Below are 18,131 nucleotides of genomic sequence, written 5' to 3'. Positions count from 1 at the left end.
TTCCTTTAATGCAATAAAAAACTTAGGCCCTTATTGACTTAAGTTGAGACTTCAAACTATCCGCACTGCTTTTATGCCCATTAATTGCCGCCTCCTGGTCTGGTTTTTTGCCATTACTGGGGTGCGTGTGTGCGGCGAGTGTTCCGGCCAGGGCCGACACTACGCCTATTAAATCCTCTAGCACTTTCAGTACATTTAAAGATTCACTGCCTAACCAAAACTTTCCGCCATCTTTTACTTTGATGGTTTGGCGGACCTTGGACACTGATTCGCGGATATTTCCGATCTGTTCTTTTAAGTCGCGCCCCACCGAAATATTAATATCACTGCCGCTTGTAATATTTAGATTGTCTAGGGCTGACAAGTTCAGGCCACCAGCAGATAAGAAACGTAAAGCACCAAGGACTTCAATTATTTTTACGCCGTCCACTTCTTCCACGGAATGCTCAGGGACTTGGCGGTGTTCGCTGTCACAGCTTGTCTTTATTTCGGCGGCCTCTGTAATCCTGCGTAATGATTTCTCGCGTATATCCCCATGGGTTTCCCGGCTCCAGTCTGTGCTGTCATCCACTTTTAGTCACACTGAGTCGCATTGCTGCCACATTAAACTCTACGGTCGAGCACTAAGTGCCCTACCCCGTGCGATAACACCGTACGAACAAATGGCTCATCAGCCATTGTGCAGCGATAGCGGCAAAAAAACAGGCAAGAAATCAAATGAAAAACCTCTACCATCGCGTAATTTATATCGACATAGGACGGATAAATAACTAGCCAAGCTACCAACATTTATGTTTACATCACGTTGTGTGATCAGCATTTACAATTCAAACAAATCATCTTGTCGATAATAAAAAAGCATAATTAATTTAGATTCTTATTTTAAGTCAACTTTTACATCTACAGGCTCATTATATGAATAGCAAGAATTCAATCACTTCCGGTGGCTGTTTGTGTGGCGCAGTGCGGTACGAGGTTAAAGGGCCATTACGCAATGTAGTTAACTGCCATTGTAGTATGTGTCAAAAACTACATGGAAGTTTCGGCCCACATACAAAGGCTCGCAAGGTCAACATTAAAATAACAAAAGATGACGGGCTGGCGTGGTATAAAACATCAGAGGTAGCCCGCAGAGGCTTCTGCCAGAAATGTGGCTCAAGCCTCTTCTGGGAGCCATTTAATCTTGATGCAACTGGAATTATTGCAGGATCACTGGATGGCCCAACCGGATTGAAAACTATGGGGCATATTTTCACCGGCGAAAAATCTGATTTTTACGAAATTGATGACGAACACCCTCAATTCAAAGAATCATCAAATGGGCAGCTAGTCAACGACTACAAGTAATTCATTATTTTTTAAAACAGAGAGATAAGGAGCAACCAATGCCTATTCCACGTAGCGCGCAAATCTCATGAATGGCCATTGCGATTGTTTGAGCATTTAAAGATAGTAAAGATATAGGGCCGGGCAAAGCCTATGGAGATCGTCTCAATTGAGTAGGCAAAAGCCAGCTGACAGATTTCCCGGGGTGTCGCAACATATTCTGCAACAAGCGATTTCAAGCCTGCCATCCTTTATATCGATCAAGAAACTGCTTTGAACTGCCCTTCATAGCCAAGGCTAACCTTAACAAGCCAGGAGCAGCCCCCACAACTCACCTCAATGCCACACCACTCACAGGCTTAAACTGTTCGTTCATCTACGAATATGTCGATTCGTCCATTTTTTCAACACCGAGATTACTGTCGCTATAGGCTAGGCGAAAACTCAATAGGAAAAGAAACTCTTATGAAAGTTACAGCCACTGCCTTTAGTTTACTATTAGCCTCAAGTAATAGTTTCGCCCTGGAAACGAAAAAGAATGACTACGATTTAAGAATCGATAATGTACAAATATTAACCAGCAATGCGGAAGGTTTTAGCGAGAAAAGCCGTATCTACATTCAAGATGACCGCATAGCCAGAATCACTCCAATGACCAGGACAGCCCTACCTGCTGAGAGTACCCACGACGCACAAGGTAAATATGCGATACCGGGCTTAATCGATTTACATGTGCACTTGAGTGCATCAGGGTCAACTTATAAGAATTATCAGCATCTGCCGCTAGAAACCAACTTAAACAATCATCTCTATTATGGTGTTACCACTGTTACGGACCTTCTGATGTCCAGCGAGATGATGCGGCTTATAATCCAGTTGGACGATTCGGCCCCACTAGTGTTTGCATCCGGTCCCGCCTTCACCAACCCTAAAGGTCACGGTACCCAATTCGGGGTGAAAGTTCATGAGATTGATAGTGTTGAGCAAATCAGCGCGAGCTGGGATGCACATTTAAGTTATCAACCAAAGTTAACCAAAGCCATCATAGAGACATTTGATGCTACTACCATCCCGCTTTCAGACGATGTACTCGAAGAGATCGGTAAACGCTCCCAAAGCGCCAACTTGCCGTTTTTTGTTCATGTCTCCACCCTGGAAGATGGAAAACGAGCAATCAGGGCCGGTGCCACAGCTTTAGCCCACGGTATTAATTTTGAGCCGGTGGACAATGAGTTTATAGAAGTCATGCAACAAAACAAGGTTACCTATATACCCACTCTGTCGGTATATCATAATCAGGGGGATGAACATGAGCACCAATCTATCAGTCAATTAGACTTGGCACCTATACACCCTAAAATGCAGGCCTGCCTATTTAACGAAGTCCAAGCGCCAACAACCATTAGAGAGATAGCGTGGCAGAAAAAATCCGTAGCATATAATAATGTGATAAAGCTTGCTAAAGCCGGTATTAAAATTGGCGCTGGCTCTGACTCCGGCAATCCCTATTCACCACACGGGCTGGGTTTAATAAGCGAGATATTAGCGTTGCACAAGGCGGGTCTATCCAACCAGCAACTTTTACTCGCCACGACACAGATTGCAGCAAAAACTTTGAATGCAAGTGAGAATATAGGGTCAATATCCCAGGGAAAACGTGCTGACTTTATTCTGCTAAATAAAAACCCTATTGAGAACATACAAGCAATTACAAACCCAGAAAAAATCTATCTTGCAGGTGTAGCGGTAGAGAGGAAACAGCTCATCGAGAAGAGTTACGCCACTCCCCCTATCGGTTCCAGTTGTGAACCTTCATCGGAAAAGAAAGGCCACAGAATATAAAAGAACCTCATAGTATCAGCACCTATTTACTAAAAAGAGAGAAGGAAAGAACACACCGCACTTGGGACCCTATGAGGCATGGATGCCGATTAGGAGCTTACAGGGATGTATTCACAGCGTGTCTCGAGTGCGGTGTATTCTTTCCTTCCACCCCAGTAGTAAGTTGTGACTTATGGGTGCTGACACTCACCTTTAGGTAATAAGCACACATATCAAGCTGGGTTGAATTAAAACTATCTTATCTTATTTATTCCCAATATAATTTACCAACCAAAAATAAGCTATGATAGCTATTGCTCATCACATATTTTATGTCAATACTAAAAGATCTTAAGCATCCTTTCTTTGCGAAATCATTTGTCGTCGTTTTGTTACTAGATATAGCTTGCGTATTTGTCTTTTTTGAATCAGGAGATATAAGTTCGGTTAGCAGTGCCCTCACTGGTGCTCCAATATGGTTTGTTTTCTTTTATTGGCTACCCACCTGGTCCACAGCTCTCATTGTATTGCGCCTTAGACGCAGAGGGTTTCATTCATTGTTAATAGAGTGGATGATCCTGGTAGTCCATATGACTATTGGCAACCAGTGCGTTAGCTGGTTTATAGAGTACGCCTTTAATGTCGAAGGCGGATTGAATATGGGACTGGGTATTATTTTTAATGGGCTAATGTGGGCTACCTGTTTATACTGCTCTTACGCCATGCTGGAATACCGCCATAAAGCCTCTGAGCAAAAACTCGCCATGCAGAAAGCAAAATTACAAACATTACGTTATCAGCTAAATCCACATTTCATGTTTAACAGTCTTAATACAATCTCCTCCTATATTCATAGCGATCCAAACCTTGCTGATGAGGTTTTACATAAACTGGCAGATATTTTGAGGTATTCTCTCGACACTGGTGAGCTAGAAGAAACTACAATCAAAGAAGAAATTGAACTGATTAATAAGTATTTAGAGATAGAAAAAGTACGTTTTGGTGATAATTTGAAGGTAGAGATTACGGTAGACCCAAGAGCCAGTGATGTCTCTATCCCTCCCCTATTATTACAGCCAATTTTTGAGAATTGCTTCAAACATTGCCGTACAATAGAAAGCTTACAGATTCAATGTCGTATCTACTTAAAGAATGACAAGGTAATTATTGAAGTCGCAGATAACGGATATGGATTTCAGGAAAGCGTTCTTAGTTTTATCCACTCACAGGGAACTGGAATTCATAATTTGCGCCAGCGCATTGAGCTACGACCAAATGGAAAACTTACTCTAAGCAATCAAAACGGTGCCCACGTTAAAGTTGAGATGTCTGTATGAATTTAAGGGTCATTATTGCCGAAGATGAAGCACCGGCAAGGAATAAATTAAAAGCTCAACTGGCAACTATTAAGTCTATTGAATTGGTTGCCGAAGCAAAATCTGGACTGGAAGCATTAACATTGATCGAGGAGCATCAGCCACAATTATTACTGATGGACATTGAAATGCCTCATCTTAGTGGATTGGATGTACTAGATGCCCTAACTTACCAACCCTATATTATTTTCACAACAGCGTATTCTAAGTTTGCTATTGATGCTTTTAACCACGATACAATCGATTACTTGCTTAAACCCTTCCCATTGCAACGCTTAAAAGCTGCCATCGAAAAAGCGGAGAAGCGAATCAAACTTATTCATAACAGTACTCGGGTAGGGGGTGATTCGATAGCACTAAAGCGCCTCGTAAGTAAGTGCGATGATCGTATGACCTTTATTGATCTGAACGATATTTATTTTATTAAGTCGGAGCAAGGTTCAATTATTGCTCATACGGAGAAAGGCATCAAGCCCTTACAAATGGGCTTAGATCAACTAGAGCAAAAGCTTAATCCAGATCAATTTCTGCGCCTACACCGGAGCTATCTAATTAACCTGGACAGAGTCTCGGAAATTCAGCGTTATTTGAACGGAAAACTGGCAGTTATTATTGATGATGAACAGAAAACCACTTTAATATCTAGCCGATCCGGAGCCGATAGACTGAAAATGATATTCGAGCAGGGAAGTTAAGGAAATAAAATGTATTAAACTACCAGGGCTTGGGATTATTACTGAAGACTTTCATAAACTTTATCAAAATACACTAATTAAGCCAACACTTAGAGAAATAATGACCCAAACCTACAAGAGCGGCAGTAATAACTGGCAACACCCGTAAAGGCAGTAGCTTCAAGCGCCATCATGCTTACACCGGATCAAATACTGTATAAATAGCTAACCAAGTAGAGGATAACTTGATCTATAACGGCCCTGAATATCCCGCCAGGAAGCAAGGATATACATTCCTCACCATAGGATGGAGTTATAAGATGGCATCTCGAAAACACCTCTAGCCATTGATCCTTTTACAGATACGGCTTAGTGCAATAGGTGTAATGCCAATGCAAGACACTATCATTTTAGCGAAAGCCTTTCATGTAGCAACCACAGATCGCCAGCCCAATGAATTTATGCCAAGTGACTATTGGGTAAGCCATACCAGGAAGGGAGTTTTAGAGAAGGTGTGGCAGCCAATAAGGAATAAACCGAAGTAGCTGAATTACATCACTCAACGATTTTATCCATTGGTATGTGAACATCTTTTTAATAAGTATATTAATAGGAGGGGGAAGTCGCCCCTCCTATTAAGCTAAAATCGCATTATCTAGCTATATAAAACTCAAGAAGCTTGAATTGAGGTTTTGCTTTGATGCGCGCTCGATCTGGGAACCTGAACTCTATATTCTGGGAACATGTTTACGGTAACAGAAAAATCACACTTAGTAGGGCCGGCAACATGCTTCAGTCCCCACCAGTACTTTACTCTAACAGTTTCGCCTGGAGCGATGGAATGGCCGTAGCTTACAAAACCATCTTCTATTGGAGTACCTGATGAATTACATAGATATGCATCCCAAGTCATACCATTATCATCGAGATCCAAAAAAACTTTGGCGTCAAGGATGGGAAATTTTCCAGTATTTTTGAGTTCTACAATCCCCTGGATATAACTTCCCTCTGTAGAATCCTCTATACCAGTCCATGCAGCCCAGTGAAAACTGGTTGCCTCAAGACTATCAGAAATGAATGGCTTATCTGTATCCCAACCTTCAACATGACCAATATTTGACATGATTAATCCTTTTCTTCAGAAATATCATTAAAAAATTAATGACTGTAAGCGGGTACTGCCTATTTCTAAAAACTAAAGTATGAAAAGAGGGGAAGTAAAACAATAGCAAATCAAAAATTACGAGATTTATGCTCTGGGCTTGGCCCTAAACTCCCCCAATAATTGTGCACCCCTTGGTGCACTGGCAGAGTATTGGGGTCATAAAAATTGATATCAACCCTTAAATAGCAGATGGACAATAGTTGCGATAATAACAACGCCAAAATTTTTACTGACGTAACTATGCATGCCACATAAAGCTGCATTTAATGCATCATTGGTTTGGCAGTGCGCTGGCAACAATTAGTCATCATAAAGGCTACTCAAGCTACCAGAGTCAAAACAAGACAAAGACACCCACAAAATTAGTATTATCTGACTAGTGGTACGGTATGACCAAGAGTCTTATTTTAATATTCGTTGAGCGAATTGAGGGGCGTATCATTAGACGAATATCAGTACGTCGTACCGAGGAAAGTGAACCAATAAACATAGATCTATGAGAAGGGTGTAACCACGACTATCAAAAAATATTCGAAAGAAAAGAATGGAACTAATTATGAAAGAGCCAAGAATATGACCGAAGCAAAAATCAGAAAAAATGTAAATTTTGCCCCTAGAGCCCCCCTAGAATCGGAGAAAGATCTAGAAAACTCTAGGCAGCAAGAATAAAAGGGAAAATATTTAGGACGACAATAATTAGGAACAATTCTGGACATCCGTAAATGTAGTAGCTTCAAGCGTCACCCAAATTAATACCACATAAAATATCGAATGAAATTTGTATAGATAGACAAGTAGTAAGTAATGCCTCTTACGCGCAGTGCTCAAGCCGCACTAGAGGCCCCCTACTACCACCGTGTCTCCAACTGTTTACGAAAAGCGGCTCTGTACGGTAGAGATATAAAATCTGGCAAAACTCATGAAGATCGCTGTGAGCAGATTGAACCTATGGTCCTTAATCTGGCTTCAACCTTAACTATTGATATTGCTGCCTATATTATAATAAATTACCACTACCATACCGTACTTTATATCAACAAAGAGAAGCCTCTGAACTGGTCCGATATGGAGGCCATCCTCTACAGGCAAAATATATTCAAAGCCTATAGCCTGACCCTACATCCTGTCTAAGAAGATACTCTCAATCATGGCGAGATAAGATATTTCAAAGAAGTCATCAATTTATAGAGAAATCGCTTATTGGATTTTAGCTGGTATTTTCGCTACTTAAATGAGCCTATTGCCCTCCGAACCAATGCTGAAGAAAATTGTACATGCCGCTACTAGGAATAGCTGATTTCAGCTCCAGGCCTTACTCAATGACAAGCCCTTGCTCCCCGTATAGCCTATTTCTATCTAAACTCTATTCGTGCCACTATAGCTAAAACACCAAAAGAAAGTGGACTCACCCGAAAAGTAAAACAACGTATGTGCAAATCTTACCCTCTTTCTTTTAATGCAATCTCAGATTAAAATTGTCCAATAACTATCATCTCCCCCTTAGATAAATCTTTATAGGATACCTTATCACATACAGTGATACACAATGTGCTTATTTTATAGAAGACTTATCCGTTACAATTAATAAATGGGGCACTCTAAAAGTTACAAGTTATGCACCAAATCAATAAGTTGGTTTAGATAAAACTTTATGCAGTTTAGGTAACTAGCACCTCTTCTACCCAGTACTAAAATCTGTTTATAGGCATCCTTTATTAACACTACACCTCCCCCTATGCCCTAAGGGAATTTCTGTTAAGCAAAGATATAAGGTCAGTTAGAAACTATAGAAATAGTCGCAAGGTGATTGAATCCAGGGAGCATAATCTGACTTTAATCTTCTCGATTGATATGGGTGATCACTACCATAACATAATTTATATAAACAATGAAAAGGCACTGAAATAGCACAATGTCGACTTCATCTCCACTGAAAAAGAATCAAAACTTTCATTTTGGTCCTGCAATATCCCCAAGCAGATACTCTTGATCACAGCGAGATAAAAAATAATAAAAAATCAGTGATCTAGGCAAAATAATTTGATTTAACCTAAACTGGCTTCTGCCCTATATGAGTTAGCCTATTGCCGGCCGGGTCAATGTCAAAAATATATCACATCTGGAACGATTATTTCACCCCCCTTTTCAGACAGCAAGTGTCATATTTTGAACCCTAGACCGTAGCCTAAAAGATAGACATCAAAATGATCCTATTGGATTTTATTTAGAATCTAAAGTGCTTAAGGTAAATAGATATTTATTAGTATTTTGAGCTGGGTTTACCAGCCTTCGCCAGCGACTAAGCCCAACTCAAAACACCCAAAATATACGTCCAACGAAATTATATTCTCGCCCCTCTAGCAAATGGCAATCCTATTCAACCAAGAACCATAGACTGCAAAAGAATACTCAATCCAACTAACAAAGTAATTTTGATTTTTCGAGAAAAATTCAATTTATTTTTAGTACAAAAGAAAAAATATTGAATTTGCATATCGGTAATCGACTTTATTAGCTGCAACTCAACATATCCGATTGATTAATTTATTTTTTAGTAGATCCGCCATCCCTAATAGTATTCAATGGTCTTGCTTGATGCCTGAACAAACACTATTAGGGAGAATTTCATGTCAGAATTAAATGGTTTGGCGCTGGAAACCACGCAGGGAATGGGAATTGACGTAGGTGAACAAGAAAAGAAGATAATCATGAATGAAATTGTTAAGGATGCGAGGAAGACTGCAGCCAAGATTGCACGTGAAGATCCTTCACCTAAAGGTCGCTCTACAAAAATTACCCAATGGGCCGAATTTTATGCAAATCGTTCTCGCATACGAATGGAAAACAAAACGACTAGCTTTGGTGGATGTGGGTTTATGGGAATACCTGAAAAGCGAGCCCGATTTATTGCATATGGTCATATCTCAGAAGCGATAAACAGCCTAAGAGGCGCTCAGCTTTTGGATCAAAAAGTGGTAATGCTTACAAGGTTGGGAGCCAAATTAATTCAGGGGCAGCTATTGCAAGAATGCAACAATCGATACACCTATATCGTCTTGCATATGCTCGCTGAAGTTTACTCAGCAAAGGTACCCCATCCAGATGACTTCTTTACTCGTGAAAAAACATTTCACCTAAAGGTAATCATGGAGCAAATAAATACAATGTACAACCAAGCAGTTGTGTGATTTGTTGCCAGGCTTAAGGCCGTCACCAAATAGTTATTGTTTAGTCAGTTAATTTAATTTTGACCAACTATAGCCAGCACCCAAGCTGGATTTAGCAAACCTTAAATTTGACCACAAACATAGATATAAAGAAAAACAATAATGTAATTATATACAAGCCGGCAGGTGCCGGCTTGTATACTAAAGCAGTACCCAAAGTGGGCTTTCTGCAAGTGAAGCTATACCACTGTAAAATATCCAACCTGATCTATGAACACACAAAGCTAGTAGCTTTCTCAAACCTAGCACCATCTCACTAAAACTTCAAAATCCCCTTAAGAGATTTGTTAAGATAAGTAAAAGTAGTTCGATTAGCCCGCAATCTTGAAATAAACAATTAGGTCGGCAGGGCTTGTTTTCTACCAACGGCATCGCCATCCTACTACTAGTCAAGCAAACCCACTTCAGACTTACGTTATAATGTTTCCCCATCTAAATTATAATAAAGAAAGAAAATATAAAGACCAGGATTTATATACCCCAGCCTCAGACTTAAAACCAAAACAAGTAAAAATTACTACATCAGAATATTTTATATTCTTCTTAAGCTGTGGCAGATTAAATCCAATCAACAATTACAGAACATTCATTTGTGACTTTTTGGAGAACAACTAGCTCTTTAAAAAATTTATATAATGTCTACCTTCTTGATCATAGTTACGCACCAAACCAATTATTAATAATTTTCTACTATTTAGGACACTCCCTCTTCTCTAAAACCCCACCCCTTTTGATTGAGTATTCAGTATAACTCCCAGTCATGATATCGAGAATTTGCAACCAAGAATAAAACTCTGCTTTTTCGGACTTAGCAATTTCTTCTGCCAGATCTCTTGCAGCCTCTTCTGTGGGTGCAGTATCTCTAAAGCTCTTTGCACCGCCATTCATTAAATGAACACGCTCAGCAAAAATTGCAAATCGATTAACTTTTCTACCCATAATAGTTCTCCTTTCTAGTATAAACAGCCTGAGCCTTATATTCTCACGCTGTGACTTCCATCCAGTTCATACTGCGCTCAACCTCTCGCATCTGTGCCAGAGTGAGTTCCAACTCGCTACGCAGATTTACATCCACAAACACTGAAAAGCTACGCACGTACTTTGTATAGTTAAGAATGCAGATGGCGTACATTGGCTGGTCATTAAAACCCGAACGATAGCGGCAAATCCGAACCGGCTCTCCATCAATAGTAATATTTCTACCCCGCATATCCACCTCCAGGCACAAGACTGTATGTACATACAGTATACGATAGCTAGCTTAGCGACTGTCAAGCCACAATCAGTGCCAATCCAGAGCTTACCTTGCCGGTACCACCCTATACTCGCTGAAATCTTTAGATTTATCAGATACTTTGGAAGGGGCAGAGAATTATTGGCTATTTCTGGTAGGGCCAATCTATCGTTAGGAGTTGCCCATCAACACCTTTACACTAAGGTAGTTGGGCTAAAGTACTTTAACTATTTTTGAGTGGCGGGCGCCTGGAGAGGGTGGCCCGCCAGTGCTGGTCTCTATTGGGAGCCGATGCAATGAAGTGGGGAAAACTTGATCAAAAGAAACTGGATTATATTGTCAAAAACACTCCGTTCACGCTCAGGCGATAGAGTATCTCACCAAAACGCTGTCTTTGATATAACCAGAACTTTGTAAGTCGCTTTAAAGGCTTGGCAGGATCAGTAAGCGTAGTACAGCAAGCTTGTTCCCGACTGAATAAACACTGAATACACGACATCGGCAACTGTCTGCGCTTCCCTTCCAATGCATCTTACTAATTTCAGTAGAATATCTTGATACCCCGCCTTTCAGGTTTTTTCCAAAACTACAGGATTTTCACCTCAAGTATAAATTTTTCGGTATTTTATCGCCCTTAAGCACTAAATCAGTTAGAAATTGAATCGAGTTTAGTGCTGACAGAAAAGTTATAATCTTTTTTTAAATTGTGGATATCCAGCTACCTCTATTGTCAAGAAGTAAAACATCGCCACCCCAGAGGAAGCTCGTATATTTATTGTGAGTAACCTTACCAATACGATGGCCAAGCGAATCGTACTGGTAGTGAATTTCTTGTTAAAGCTGCTCAACACCTTTCTCTACCTTGAGTTTTCAACCAGCACCAACTGTTGGCGACTTTTGTAGTAGGTTTGCAGTTTTGCCTTTTACCACACAGCTCTGCGATACGATTTTAGTGAATGTCGTAACGATAGTCGGTATTGCCAAAGAAAGTTAAACAGTTGTCTTTGACTTGAGTGGTGCAGGCCCGCTGTTTGGCTTCATCTTTCGAGTTCGCATCGGAAAAATTACTGTGCGCAGAACCATGCACAAAATACTCTGGATTGGGGCTATCAGCCCGGGAGAGGCGGTCCAGTGCATCGTAGTGGTAGCCTGCGGGTGGCACGTAAACTATTCTCGATTTTGAGGATCACCCGGCAGGACCGATGATCTCAAGTCATATTATCAAGATTCGATCCTGATGGAGCTCCCCCTTGTAAAAATTCAACCCTGGCTACTGCCGGACAACGTCCATGAATCGATGTCCAGCGGCTTCCTAGGCCTTATTCGGTAGAGGGCTATCGCCTCCCTCCCACCTTTCAACGATTTTCCTTTGTTGGCTGAGCGTCCAGAATTACCTGAAAAAACTGCTGGCGTTAACAAATAATTCCATCTAATTGTAATAAGGCAGCTTTAAATTCTTCTTCACTTCCACCTAATCGTTTGAGTAACCCGTTCGCATCGCCTGTTACAGCTACACAATCTTCTGGACTATCCGCAAATATACTCATTATCAACTCCAATTTACCAGGCCAAGAACTAGCCTTAATACTGGAAGCTTGGTCTCTTGGTGACGTGATCGTGAAGTAAGGCCATTTCGGAAAAGCTAGAGAGTTTACATCACAATTCATAAATCGACAGTTATCCAGCTCTGCGCCTCTGAAATCGCAATCGACAATACCACCAGTTTTACCGTGGAATTCTTCCCATTGACCAAAGTCGCAACCGGAGTACCGCCCTAAAAAATTTACGCCTTTCAAGTTTACTTTACACCATTGAAAGTCTGCTAAAGTTACCTTTGAAATGAAGGTACTATCAACAACTGAAACTCCTGAAAAAGACAGAGCTTTCGCTGAGGCCTCGGAAACAATAGTACACCTATTTAAAGTCAATCCAGGCCCCAGTACGTTAACTTCAGCATCCTTTAAAACAAGCTCTTGACCATCTAAAGTTTGATTTTTAAAGTTCATATCCCACCTAAAATATAACCACCCTATACTGCTCGCCAGGTGTTATTTTGTAAGAAAATTCGTGTATTTTTGATTCAGGTAATTTTAATAATAAGATTTATAGATCCCCCTATGGCTCTACGTCATCAAGAGCAGGTGAACTTGGGCAATCCCCCTCATCTTAATATAGGCAAAGGGAGGGCCAGGGTAACCATTGCAATTAGAATTTACATGCAAATTTTATTTATTGTAATTTAAAGAAAATTGGCTGGATAGATACTTGATATTCATCGCTGAAAAATAAATTACTATCTGTTCAAATTAAACAACTAGACAATCTTTTTTAAGGGCCTAAAAAATCATTAAAGTTATCCGCAAGGCACCTCAGATTCCTTGCTTCTTACGCTTCATGGTTCCAAAAGTAAACTTTTCCAAAATTAGCTTTATCAACACAAATACATAGATTATTCCCCCCTCCAGCCACTGCTATAGGAAAGTACCCTTTTGGTATCCGGGAATTATCTACATAGACTTTTTTCATCCAATCTATGCATCGCTCTTCTTTTTCAGTGAATCCATAGAATATTCCAACCTCTCCCTTTGGCCTATCTTCACTACTAATCTCTGAGGTATGTTTATAAAAAAAGCCATAAGGATCTACAGAACAAACATTATTCTCAATTAAAAAATCTCTATACTCTCCGGGAAATTGATACCCCAGCTCACCCTCAAATTTAGACACCAAGTCTTCGGAAGCCTTTTCAGGCATTGAAAAAATTTTCACTGAAATTCTCGTTTCTATCTAGCGGCCATATGCTGGCCCAAGCAAATGACCCAATCTGACAAATTTATCAAGAAGACTCACTCCTCCTGTATGGGTAAGAGGCCCATGAATTGAGCTAGGTAGAAGTTAACACACCCCTAAGTCTTGATAATGATGCATGTTAAACGATTTTCATGCCTAACAGATTTATTGATTCAGGTCAACTCATCCTCTACTCTAAGGTCATCCAAGTCACTTCCCATTTATTTGATTTTAACTGTATTCGCATTCAAAAATTCATGAGCATCAATTCTCGACACCCTCGAAAGCGGCAACTTCACGCACCAGCCATATTGACACCGCATAAAATACTGGATTAGATACTATTTAAATAACCAATCAAATAGGACGGATAACCAATATTTCTTCCATGCAGCGCTCAAATATCGCTATAGGCAACGCCTATTATCACTGCATCTCCCACTGAGCGCGAAGAGTATTTCTGTGTGGCAAGGATATAAAACCTAGCAACGACTATGAGCGCCGTCGCGAGTGGATTGAATCTCGGATGCACAACCTCGCTTTAATCTTTTATCTTGATATCGCTGCAAATGCGGTAATGAGCAATCACTACCATATTGTAATTTATATCAACAAAGAAATAGCATTAAACGGTCAGATAATGAGGTTATTTTACGCTGGCAAAAGTTCTTTAAGGCTTCTAATTTAGCTCAGCGCTATCTACCAGGCACGACGCTCGATCACTACGAGATAATAAAGCTAAAGGGTGTCGTTACTCTATGCGAAATCATTTGGTAGATCTTAGCTGGTTTAGGCGCTGTTTAAACGAACCTATGACCAGCCAAGCTAATGCCGAAGATAGCTGTACAGGCTGCTTCTGGGAAGGTCGATTTAAGTCCCAGGCTTTACTGGATGCCCTTGCTTCCTGTATGGCCTATGTCGATCTCAACCCTATCCGTGCCAATATGGCGAAAACTCCAGAAGCGCCTGACCACACTTCGGTTCAACAGCGTATTCGCACAGCAATCTCAGGTCGGCAACCTAAAGTGCTTCTGCCGTTCATAGGGAGCGAGCGCCTGACAGGCCAAAAGGGCTGCCCTTCCAGTTGGCATTATCTGGAGCTGGTGGACTGGAGTGGCTGAAATTTTGATCCAAGAAAACGGGGCTGTATTGCCGAGAACACTCCCCCCCTCAAGCAGCTTGGTATCTCACCAAAACACTGGCTCTACCTCGATCGAAACTTTGAAAGTCGCTTTAAAGGCCTAATAGGATCAGTCGAGGCAGTACAGGAAGCCTGCACCCTGCTCAATAAATGCGCGGTATACGCATCAGTAACTGTCGGCAATTACCTTCCACTATACCCTGCTAATTTCAATATAATCTCTCGATACTACCTCTTCTGACTTTTACCCAAAACCACAGGGGATGAGCCTCAAGTATAAAACTTTCGGTATTTCATCACCCTTAAGCTCTAAATTGGTTATAAATTGCATTAGTTATAGTGCTGATAACAAAGTCAGAACCATTTTTCAAACTGTGAGTGTCCAAGACAAATATCACCCTAAATATATTATTTTCCACTCCTCATTTGTTTTCAGATTATGAAACTTAACAAAATCTGCCTGATCTAAATAAAAGTCATCACAAAATCTTTTTAACATCACTACATATACCAGCTCTTCAATTTCTTCGCGGGAATAGTTTGATTTAAGCACTTCAAATTGACAGTTTAAGATTCTACCTTCCACCTCAAGACTTGAGATTTTTATAAGCTCTTGCCCATCTTTTTCAATTGAGTAGTAACCAGGGGGGGTAAGATCACAAAATGTGCCTTCAAAGCTATCAATATCAGCTATCATCATTTCTACCTATTAGTTCTATAACCATGCTATTTAAATTCTCAGGGTCAGATAATAGATCCTCCCCCAACGATTGGATAACAATTTTAAAGGCATATAGTAATTCTGCAACTGATGGCTTTCGACTAAACCTTTCGGTATATTCAACCGTAATTTTTCTCAAAGCCATACTCAGCTCGTCAACAGGCTTATCCCCTGATATAATCTGATACCCACAAAAATAACTATCATCCCACGCCATAACATCCTCCTAGCAGTACTTTTTAATCAACTTATTTACTTTTGGATCTGTAAGTGGTATTTGACTATTTTTTAGGTCAATCCCTTTCTCAATAAGCTGATCGTAAATTCTTCTTTCATGATAATTCATTTGATCCGGCGTCAATCCATCTAGTCCAGGGTATTGCTTAATAGTCATTTCAGTTTTCCAGCCTTTATTGACAGGATCAGCAATACCTTCTGCTGTGTGTTGAGCTTGTCGTGCTTTTATTGTTTGCAATGTTTGTCCAACATAAATAGGAGAATCACTCTTATTATAGCCAATGTAAACTTTGCCATTTACATCGCTTCCATCATTGTGGACAAGAACTTTCGAACTACCCACGTAGTAGGTATGAGCATTTTCTACAGTTATATTGAAAGTATCTTTTTCACCCGAGGTCACTAAACTTATTTTGTCAATGTTAGAACGCTGGCCATTCTCTAGCAATACCTCCATTCCAACATCCAAAAATCTCGCTTCAATCCACTCTTCATTTTTGGGCATCCAGAAACGGTGGTTACACGTGGCAGTAATAACGCTTCCAGATACCACAATCTCAACCCAATCAACTGCCTTATTTCGATGCAAGGCCGTAACTCTATTTTCCACTACTTTTTTAAGATTTTCATCCCAAGAACTAACAAGAGTTCCTATTTTAATATCTTCAATTTTTGCAAATGAATCCGGCGTTGCTACTAATGTACCAGCTCCAAAACAAGGAATCTCCCTATTACCTGATCCCTTAGAAAGATCTGGCTTAGGTTCAGGTATGGTTTTATATTTTCCTACACTGGAATCATAATAATAGCCTTCAGGATTCACGCGTGCATGCCGAGGTACAGTTTTACCCTGAGCTATTCTTTCTTGAACAGACTGAGCACCTGGAGGTAACAATGTATTAGTGTCTGCAGCATTGGAATTACTATTGGGGCTACCTCCAGAACTGCTACTACTTTGGCTGGAGCTACTAGAAGTAGCAGAGCTAGAATTGCTCGAAGACGGGCCGCTGGATTTTTGCGGCACCGTAACCTCCGAAGAGCTCAAATCAGAGAAACTTGCACTGCTGCCTTTTGCTTTGCCGCCCCTTTTCTTAAGTACCCGCTGCTGCAGCTTCTTCAGTTTAGCGAACTCCATCATCAGCTCACCGAGCTTCTTGAAGGCCCTTAATAAGCGTGCATTTTTGACTACAGCCACAGCTGCACCGACGCCCCCAGTTATCGCTGCGAGGACGATAGTAAGGACTATTTCAAAGGCTCCGCCACCAACTAACTTAGTAACTTCAAGGCTGTGTTGGGCTTTTACATAATCCTCGGCAAAGCGGATAATAATTTCGCGCAGGGAGAGATCATCATAAATAATCTGGGCAACATCAACGGCCAGTTCCAGCTGCTGTTTAGTAATTTTAGAAGGGTCAAAACCGAGCACATCCACTGCTTCACGTTCTAAATCGCTGAGGTATTGCTGGCCAGATTCTTCGAAGCTTTTTCCATGTATGAAGTAGTTTACTGTGGCAACACCCAGCCTATGAGATTGGCGCAAGGGGCTTAGCATTTCCGCTACTTCAAGGATATCTTTTGTCCATACCGCCAGTCCCCAGGCGGCGTCACCAAAACCGCTAGCAGCACTCCCAATATAAGCTCCCACTTTCCCCATGGTGGAACGCTTTTCATGTTGTTCCTGGATTCGTGCTGATTCTGCACGCTCCTGAGCGATAATTTGCTGCAATCCCAGACGGATCTTAAGCATCAATTCAGACTGCTTAACTGCAATGGCCGACGCTGCCGTGTGCGATTCCTCAATTATCAGGCGGTTCTGTACCAGGGCGCTGTAAATTTCTTTTTCAGAGTGAGATAGGTGGCCCGGAGGCTCAGATAAGGGCCCTAAAAAAATAGTGCCTGAGGTGCCAGCTTGAATATTCGTGCTCAGCAAGTTACAACAATTACCACCCAAGCCAAAAAAGTGCCCATGAATTTTCTCAATGACGGCATCGTCGAACATCGAAAGCAAGTGGTTAGCATCGACTTGCATAGGTATGCCCATCTGGTATGCCCAACCAATCCTAACTTCGTACTGGATGCCTTGCTTATTTTCAACAGTTAGCTGCATGATAATCCTTTAAACACTTACGCCTACCTGGATCTAGTGGGGACCAAATTCAGTGAATCTTCACTCGAGAGCACTAGAGAAAGTCCAGAAAACTCCAGAAAACTCCAGAAAACTCCAGAAAATTTTTGGTCGAATTTATTGAGCAAAATGCTCTTTGACTAAGACCAGTGGGTCACTTATTAGTGGCCACTCTGGAAAAAGCCGGCGCCGATTAAAATCGAAGTTGCAAGATCTGCCAATAACACGCCATTACATAAAGAAACTGCCAGGAAGAGCACCCTCTATCAAAATAAGGGAGTTTTATGATCGCCT

17 protein-coding genes are annotated in these 18,131 nt (G+C 41.0%); 7 read left to right on the top strand and 10 right to left on the bottom strand.

The features are described 5' to 3' along the window. Nucleotides 1–22 precede the first annotated feature (22 nt). Entirely contained in the window at nucleotides 23–571 is a 549-nt protein-coding gene (locus tag ACJJIW_RS11275) for a hypothetical protein (protein ID WP_444935197.1), read from the bottom strand. Nucleotides 572–915: 344 nt separating this feature from the next. Here ACJJIW_RS11275 and ACJJIW_RS11270 point away from each other — a divergent pair, with 344 nt between their 5' ends. The 4 genes from ACJJIW_RS11270 to ACJJIW_RS11255 all read left to right on the top strand — a co-directional run bounded on the left by ACJJIW_RS11270 (nucleotide 916) and on the right by ACJJIW_RS11255 (nucleotide 5,218). Next, nucleotides 916–1,347 carry a GFA family protein gene (locus ACJJIW_RS11270; protein ID WP_444935196.1) on the top strand — a complete coding sequence of 144 codons (432 nt, stop codon included), beginning with the start codon at nucleotides 916–918 and terminating at the stop codon, nucleotides 1,345–1,347. Between the two features lie 444 nt (nucleotides 1,348–1,791). Next, entirely contained in the window at nucleotides 1,792–3,168 is a 1,377-nt protein-coding gene (locus ACJJIW_RS11265; protein ID WP_444935195.1) for an amidohydrolase family protein, read from the top strand. A 569-nt stretch (nucleotides 3,169–3,737) separates the two neighbouring features. Then, the gene (locus tag ACJJIW_RS11260) at nucleotides 3,738–4,484 is read left to right on the top strand and encodes a sensor histidine kinase (RefSeq protein WP_444935194.1); all 747 of its coding nucleotides are present in this window, start codon (nucleotides 3,738–3,740) and stop codon (nucleotides 4,482–4,484) included. Continuing rightward, on the top strand, nucleotides 4,481–5,218 hold the full coding sequence (locus ACJJIW_RS11255; RefSeq protein ID WP_444891839.1) for a LytR/AlgR family response regulator transcription factor: 738 nt from the start codon (nucleotides 4,481–4,483) through the stop codon (nucleotides 5,216–5,218). The genes ACJJIW_RS11260 and ACJJIW_RS11255 overlap by 4 nt, the downstream gene beginning before the upstream one ends. 649 nt (nucleotides 5,219–5,867) lie before the next feature. Here ACJJIW_RS11255 and ACJJIW_RS11250 read toward each other — a convergent pair. Next, nucleotides 5,868–6,320 carry a hypothetical protein gene (locus tag ACJJIW_RS11250; protein WP_282931541.1) on the bottom strand — a complete coding sequence of 151 codons (453 nt, stop codon included), beginning with the start codon at nucleotides 6,318–6,320 and terminating at the stop codon, nucleotides 5,868–5,870. A gap of 846 nt (nucleotides 6,321–7,166) precedes the next feature. Between ACJJIW_RS11250 and ACJJIW_RS11245 the strand changes: the two genes are divergently transcribed. Further along, nucleotides 7,167–7,493 (top strand): hypothetical protein, encoded by a 327-nt coding sequence (locus tag ACJJIW_RS11245; protein WP_282931540.1) that lies wholly within the window; start codon nucleotides 7,167–7,169, stop codon nucleotides 7,491–7,493. 1,496 nt (nucleotides 7,494–8,989) lie between these two features. Next, on the top strand, nucleotides 8,990–9,550 hold the full coding sequence (locus tag ACJJIW_RS11240) for a hypothetical protein (protein ID WP_282931539.1): 561 nt from the start codon (nucleotides 8,990–8,992) through the stop codon (nucleotides 9,548–9,550). A gap of 729 nt (nucleotides 9,551–10,279) precedes the next feature. On the opposite strand, the gene ACJJIW_RS11235 is transcribed toward ACJJIW_RS11240, so the two are convergent. The 5 genes from ACJJIW_RS11235 to ACJJIW_RS11215 form a co-directional block, all read right to left on the bottom strand. Then, entirely contained in the window at nucleotides 10,280–10,528 is a 249-nt protein-coding gene (locus tag ACJJIW_RS11235; protein ID WP_444891840.1) for a hypothetical protein, read from the bottom strand. A 43-nt stretch (nucleotides 10,529–10,571) separates the two neighbouring features. After that, entirely contained in the window at nucleotides 10,572–10,799 is a 228-nt protein-coding gene (locus ACJJIW_RS11230) for a hypothetical protein (RefSeq protein WP_282931537.1), read from the bottom strand. Nucleotides 10,800–11,772: 973 nt separating this feature from the next. Beyond that, nucleotides 11,773–11,985 (bottom strand): hypothetical protein, encoded by a 213-nt coding sequence (locus ACJJIW_RS11225; RefSeq protein ID WP_282931536.1) that lies wholly within the window; start codon nucleotides 11,983–11,985, stop codon nucleotides 11,773–11,775. A 250-nt stretch (nucleotides 11,986–12,235) separates the two neighbouring features. Next, entirely contained in the window at nucleotides 12,236–12,829 is a 594-nt protein-coding gene (locus ACJJIW_RS11220; protein ID WP_444891841.1) for a hypothetical protein, read from the bottom strand. 379 nt (nucleotides 12,830–13,208) lie between these two features. Continuing rightward, on the bottom strand, nucleotides 13,209–13,592 hold the full coding sequence (locus ACJJIW_RS11215; RefSeq protein WP_444891842.1) for an SMI1/KNR4 family protein: 384 nt from the start codon (nucleotides 13,590–13,592) through the stop codon (nucleotides 13,209–13,211). Between the two features lie 779 nt (nucleotides 13,593–14,371). Here ACJJIW_RS11215 and ACJJIW_RS11210 point away from each other — a divergent pair. Next, nucleotides 14,372–14,734, top strand: a complete 363-nt coding sequence (locus ACJJIW_RS11210; RefSeq protein ID WP_282931533.1) for a hypothetical protein — start codon at nucleotides 14,372–14,374, stop codon at nucleotides 14,732–14,734. Between the two features lie 414 nt (nucleotides 14,735–15,148). Here the strand turns inward: ACJJIW_RS11210 and ACJJIW_RS11205 are convergent, their stop codons facing one another. From ACJJIW_RS11205 to ACJJIW_RS11195, 3 genes are read right to left on the bottom strand one after another with little or no spacing between them, the layout of a single operon-like run. Continuing rightward, nucleotides 15,149–15,451, bottom strand: a complete 303-nt coding sequence (locus tag ACJJIW_RS11205; RefSeq protein ID WP_444891843.1) for a hypothetical protein — start codon at nucleotides 15,449–15,451, stop codon at nucleotides 15,149–15,151. Then, nucleotides 15,441–15,692 carry a hypothetical protein gene (locus ACJJIW_RS11200; RefSeq protein WP_282931532.1) on the bottom strand — a complete coding sequence of 84 codons (252 nt, stop codon included), beginning with the start codon at nucleotides 15,690–15,692 and terminating at the stop codon, nucleotides 15,441–15,443. Before ACJJIW_RS11200 ends, ACJJIW_RS11205 begins: the two co-directional genes overlap by 11 nt. 9 nt (nucleotides 15,693–15,701) lie before the next feature. Then, nucleotides 15,702–17,819, bottom strand: coding sequence for a Hint domain-containing protein (locus ACJJIW_RS11195; protein ID WP_282931531.1), 2,118 nt, complete (start codon nucleotides 17,817–17,819; stop codon nucleotides 15,702–15,704). Between the last annotated feature and the right edge of the window lie 312 nt (nucleotides 17,820–18,131).

This window comes from Microbulbifer maximicatervae (SeqCode) (assembly GCF_052467815.1).
Note: the sequence above shows the minus strand (reverse complement) of the source record. Positions and strands in the feature narration are given on the sequence as shown.

Bases quoted from the DNA above. Each gene is read 5' to 3' on its own strand.
- ACJJIW_RS11270 (WP_444935196.1), top strand. From the start codon at position 916: ATGAATAGCAAGAATTCAATCACTTCCGGTGGCTGTTTGTGTGGCGCA.
- ACJJIW_RS11265 (WP_444935195.1), top strand. From the start codon at position 1,792: ATGAAAGTTACAGCCACTGCCTTTAGTTTACTATTAGCCTCAAGTAAT.
- ACJJIW_RS11260 (WP_444935194.1), top strand. From the start codon at position 3,738: ATGACTATTGGCAACCAGTGCGTTAGCTGGTTTATAGAGTACGCCTTT.
- ACJJIW_RS11255 (WP_444891839.1), top strand. From the start codon at position 4,481: ATGAATTTAAGGGTCATTATTGCCGAAGATGAAGCACCGGCAAGGAAT.
- ACJJIW_RS11250 (WP_282931541.1), bottom strand. From the start codon at position 6,320: ATGTCAAATATTGGTCATGTTGAAGGTTGGGATACAGATAAGCCATTC.
- ACJJIW_RS11245 (WP_282931540.1), top strand. From the start codon at position 7,167: ATGCCTCTTACGCGCAGTGCTCAAGCCGCACTAGAGGCCCCCTACTAC.
- ACJJIW_RS11240 (WP_282931539.1), top strand. From the start codon at position 8,990: ATGTCAGAATTAAATGGTTTGGCGCTGGAAACCACGCAGGGAATGGGA.
- ACJJIW_RS11235 (WP_444891840.1), bottom strand. From the start codon at position 10,528: ATGGGTAGAAAAGTTAATCGATTTGCAATTTTTGCTGAGCGTGTTCAT.
- ACJJIW_RS11230 (WP_282931537.1), bottom strand. From the start codon at position 10,799: ATGCGGGGTAGAAATATTACTATTGATGGAGAGCCGGTTCGGATTTGC.
- ACJJIW_RS11220 (WP_444891841.1), bottom strand. From the start codon at position 12,829: ATGAACTTTAAAAATCAAACTTTAGATGGTCAAGAGCTTGTTTTAAAG.
- ACJJIW_RS11210 (WP_282931533.1), top strand. From the start codon at position 14,372: ATGCGAAATCATTTGGTAGATCTTAGCTGGTTTAGGCGCTGTTTAAAC.
- ACJJIW_RS11205 (WP_444891843.1), bottom strand. From the start codon at position 15,451: ATGATAGCTGATATTGATAGCTTTGAAGGCACATTTTGTGATCTTACC.
- ACJJIW_RS11200 (WP_282931532.1), bottom strand. From the start codon at position 15,692: ATGGCGTGGGATGATAGTTATTTTTGTGGGTATCAGATTATATCAGGG.
- ACJJIW_RS11195 (WP_282931531.1), bottom strand. From the start codon at position 17,819: ATGCAGCTAACTGTTGAAAATAAGCAAGGCATCCAGTACGAAGTTAGG.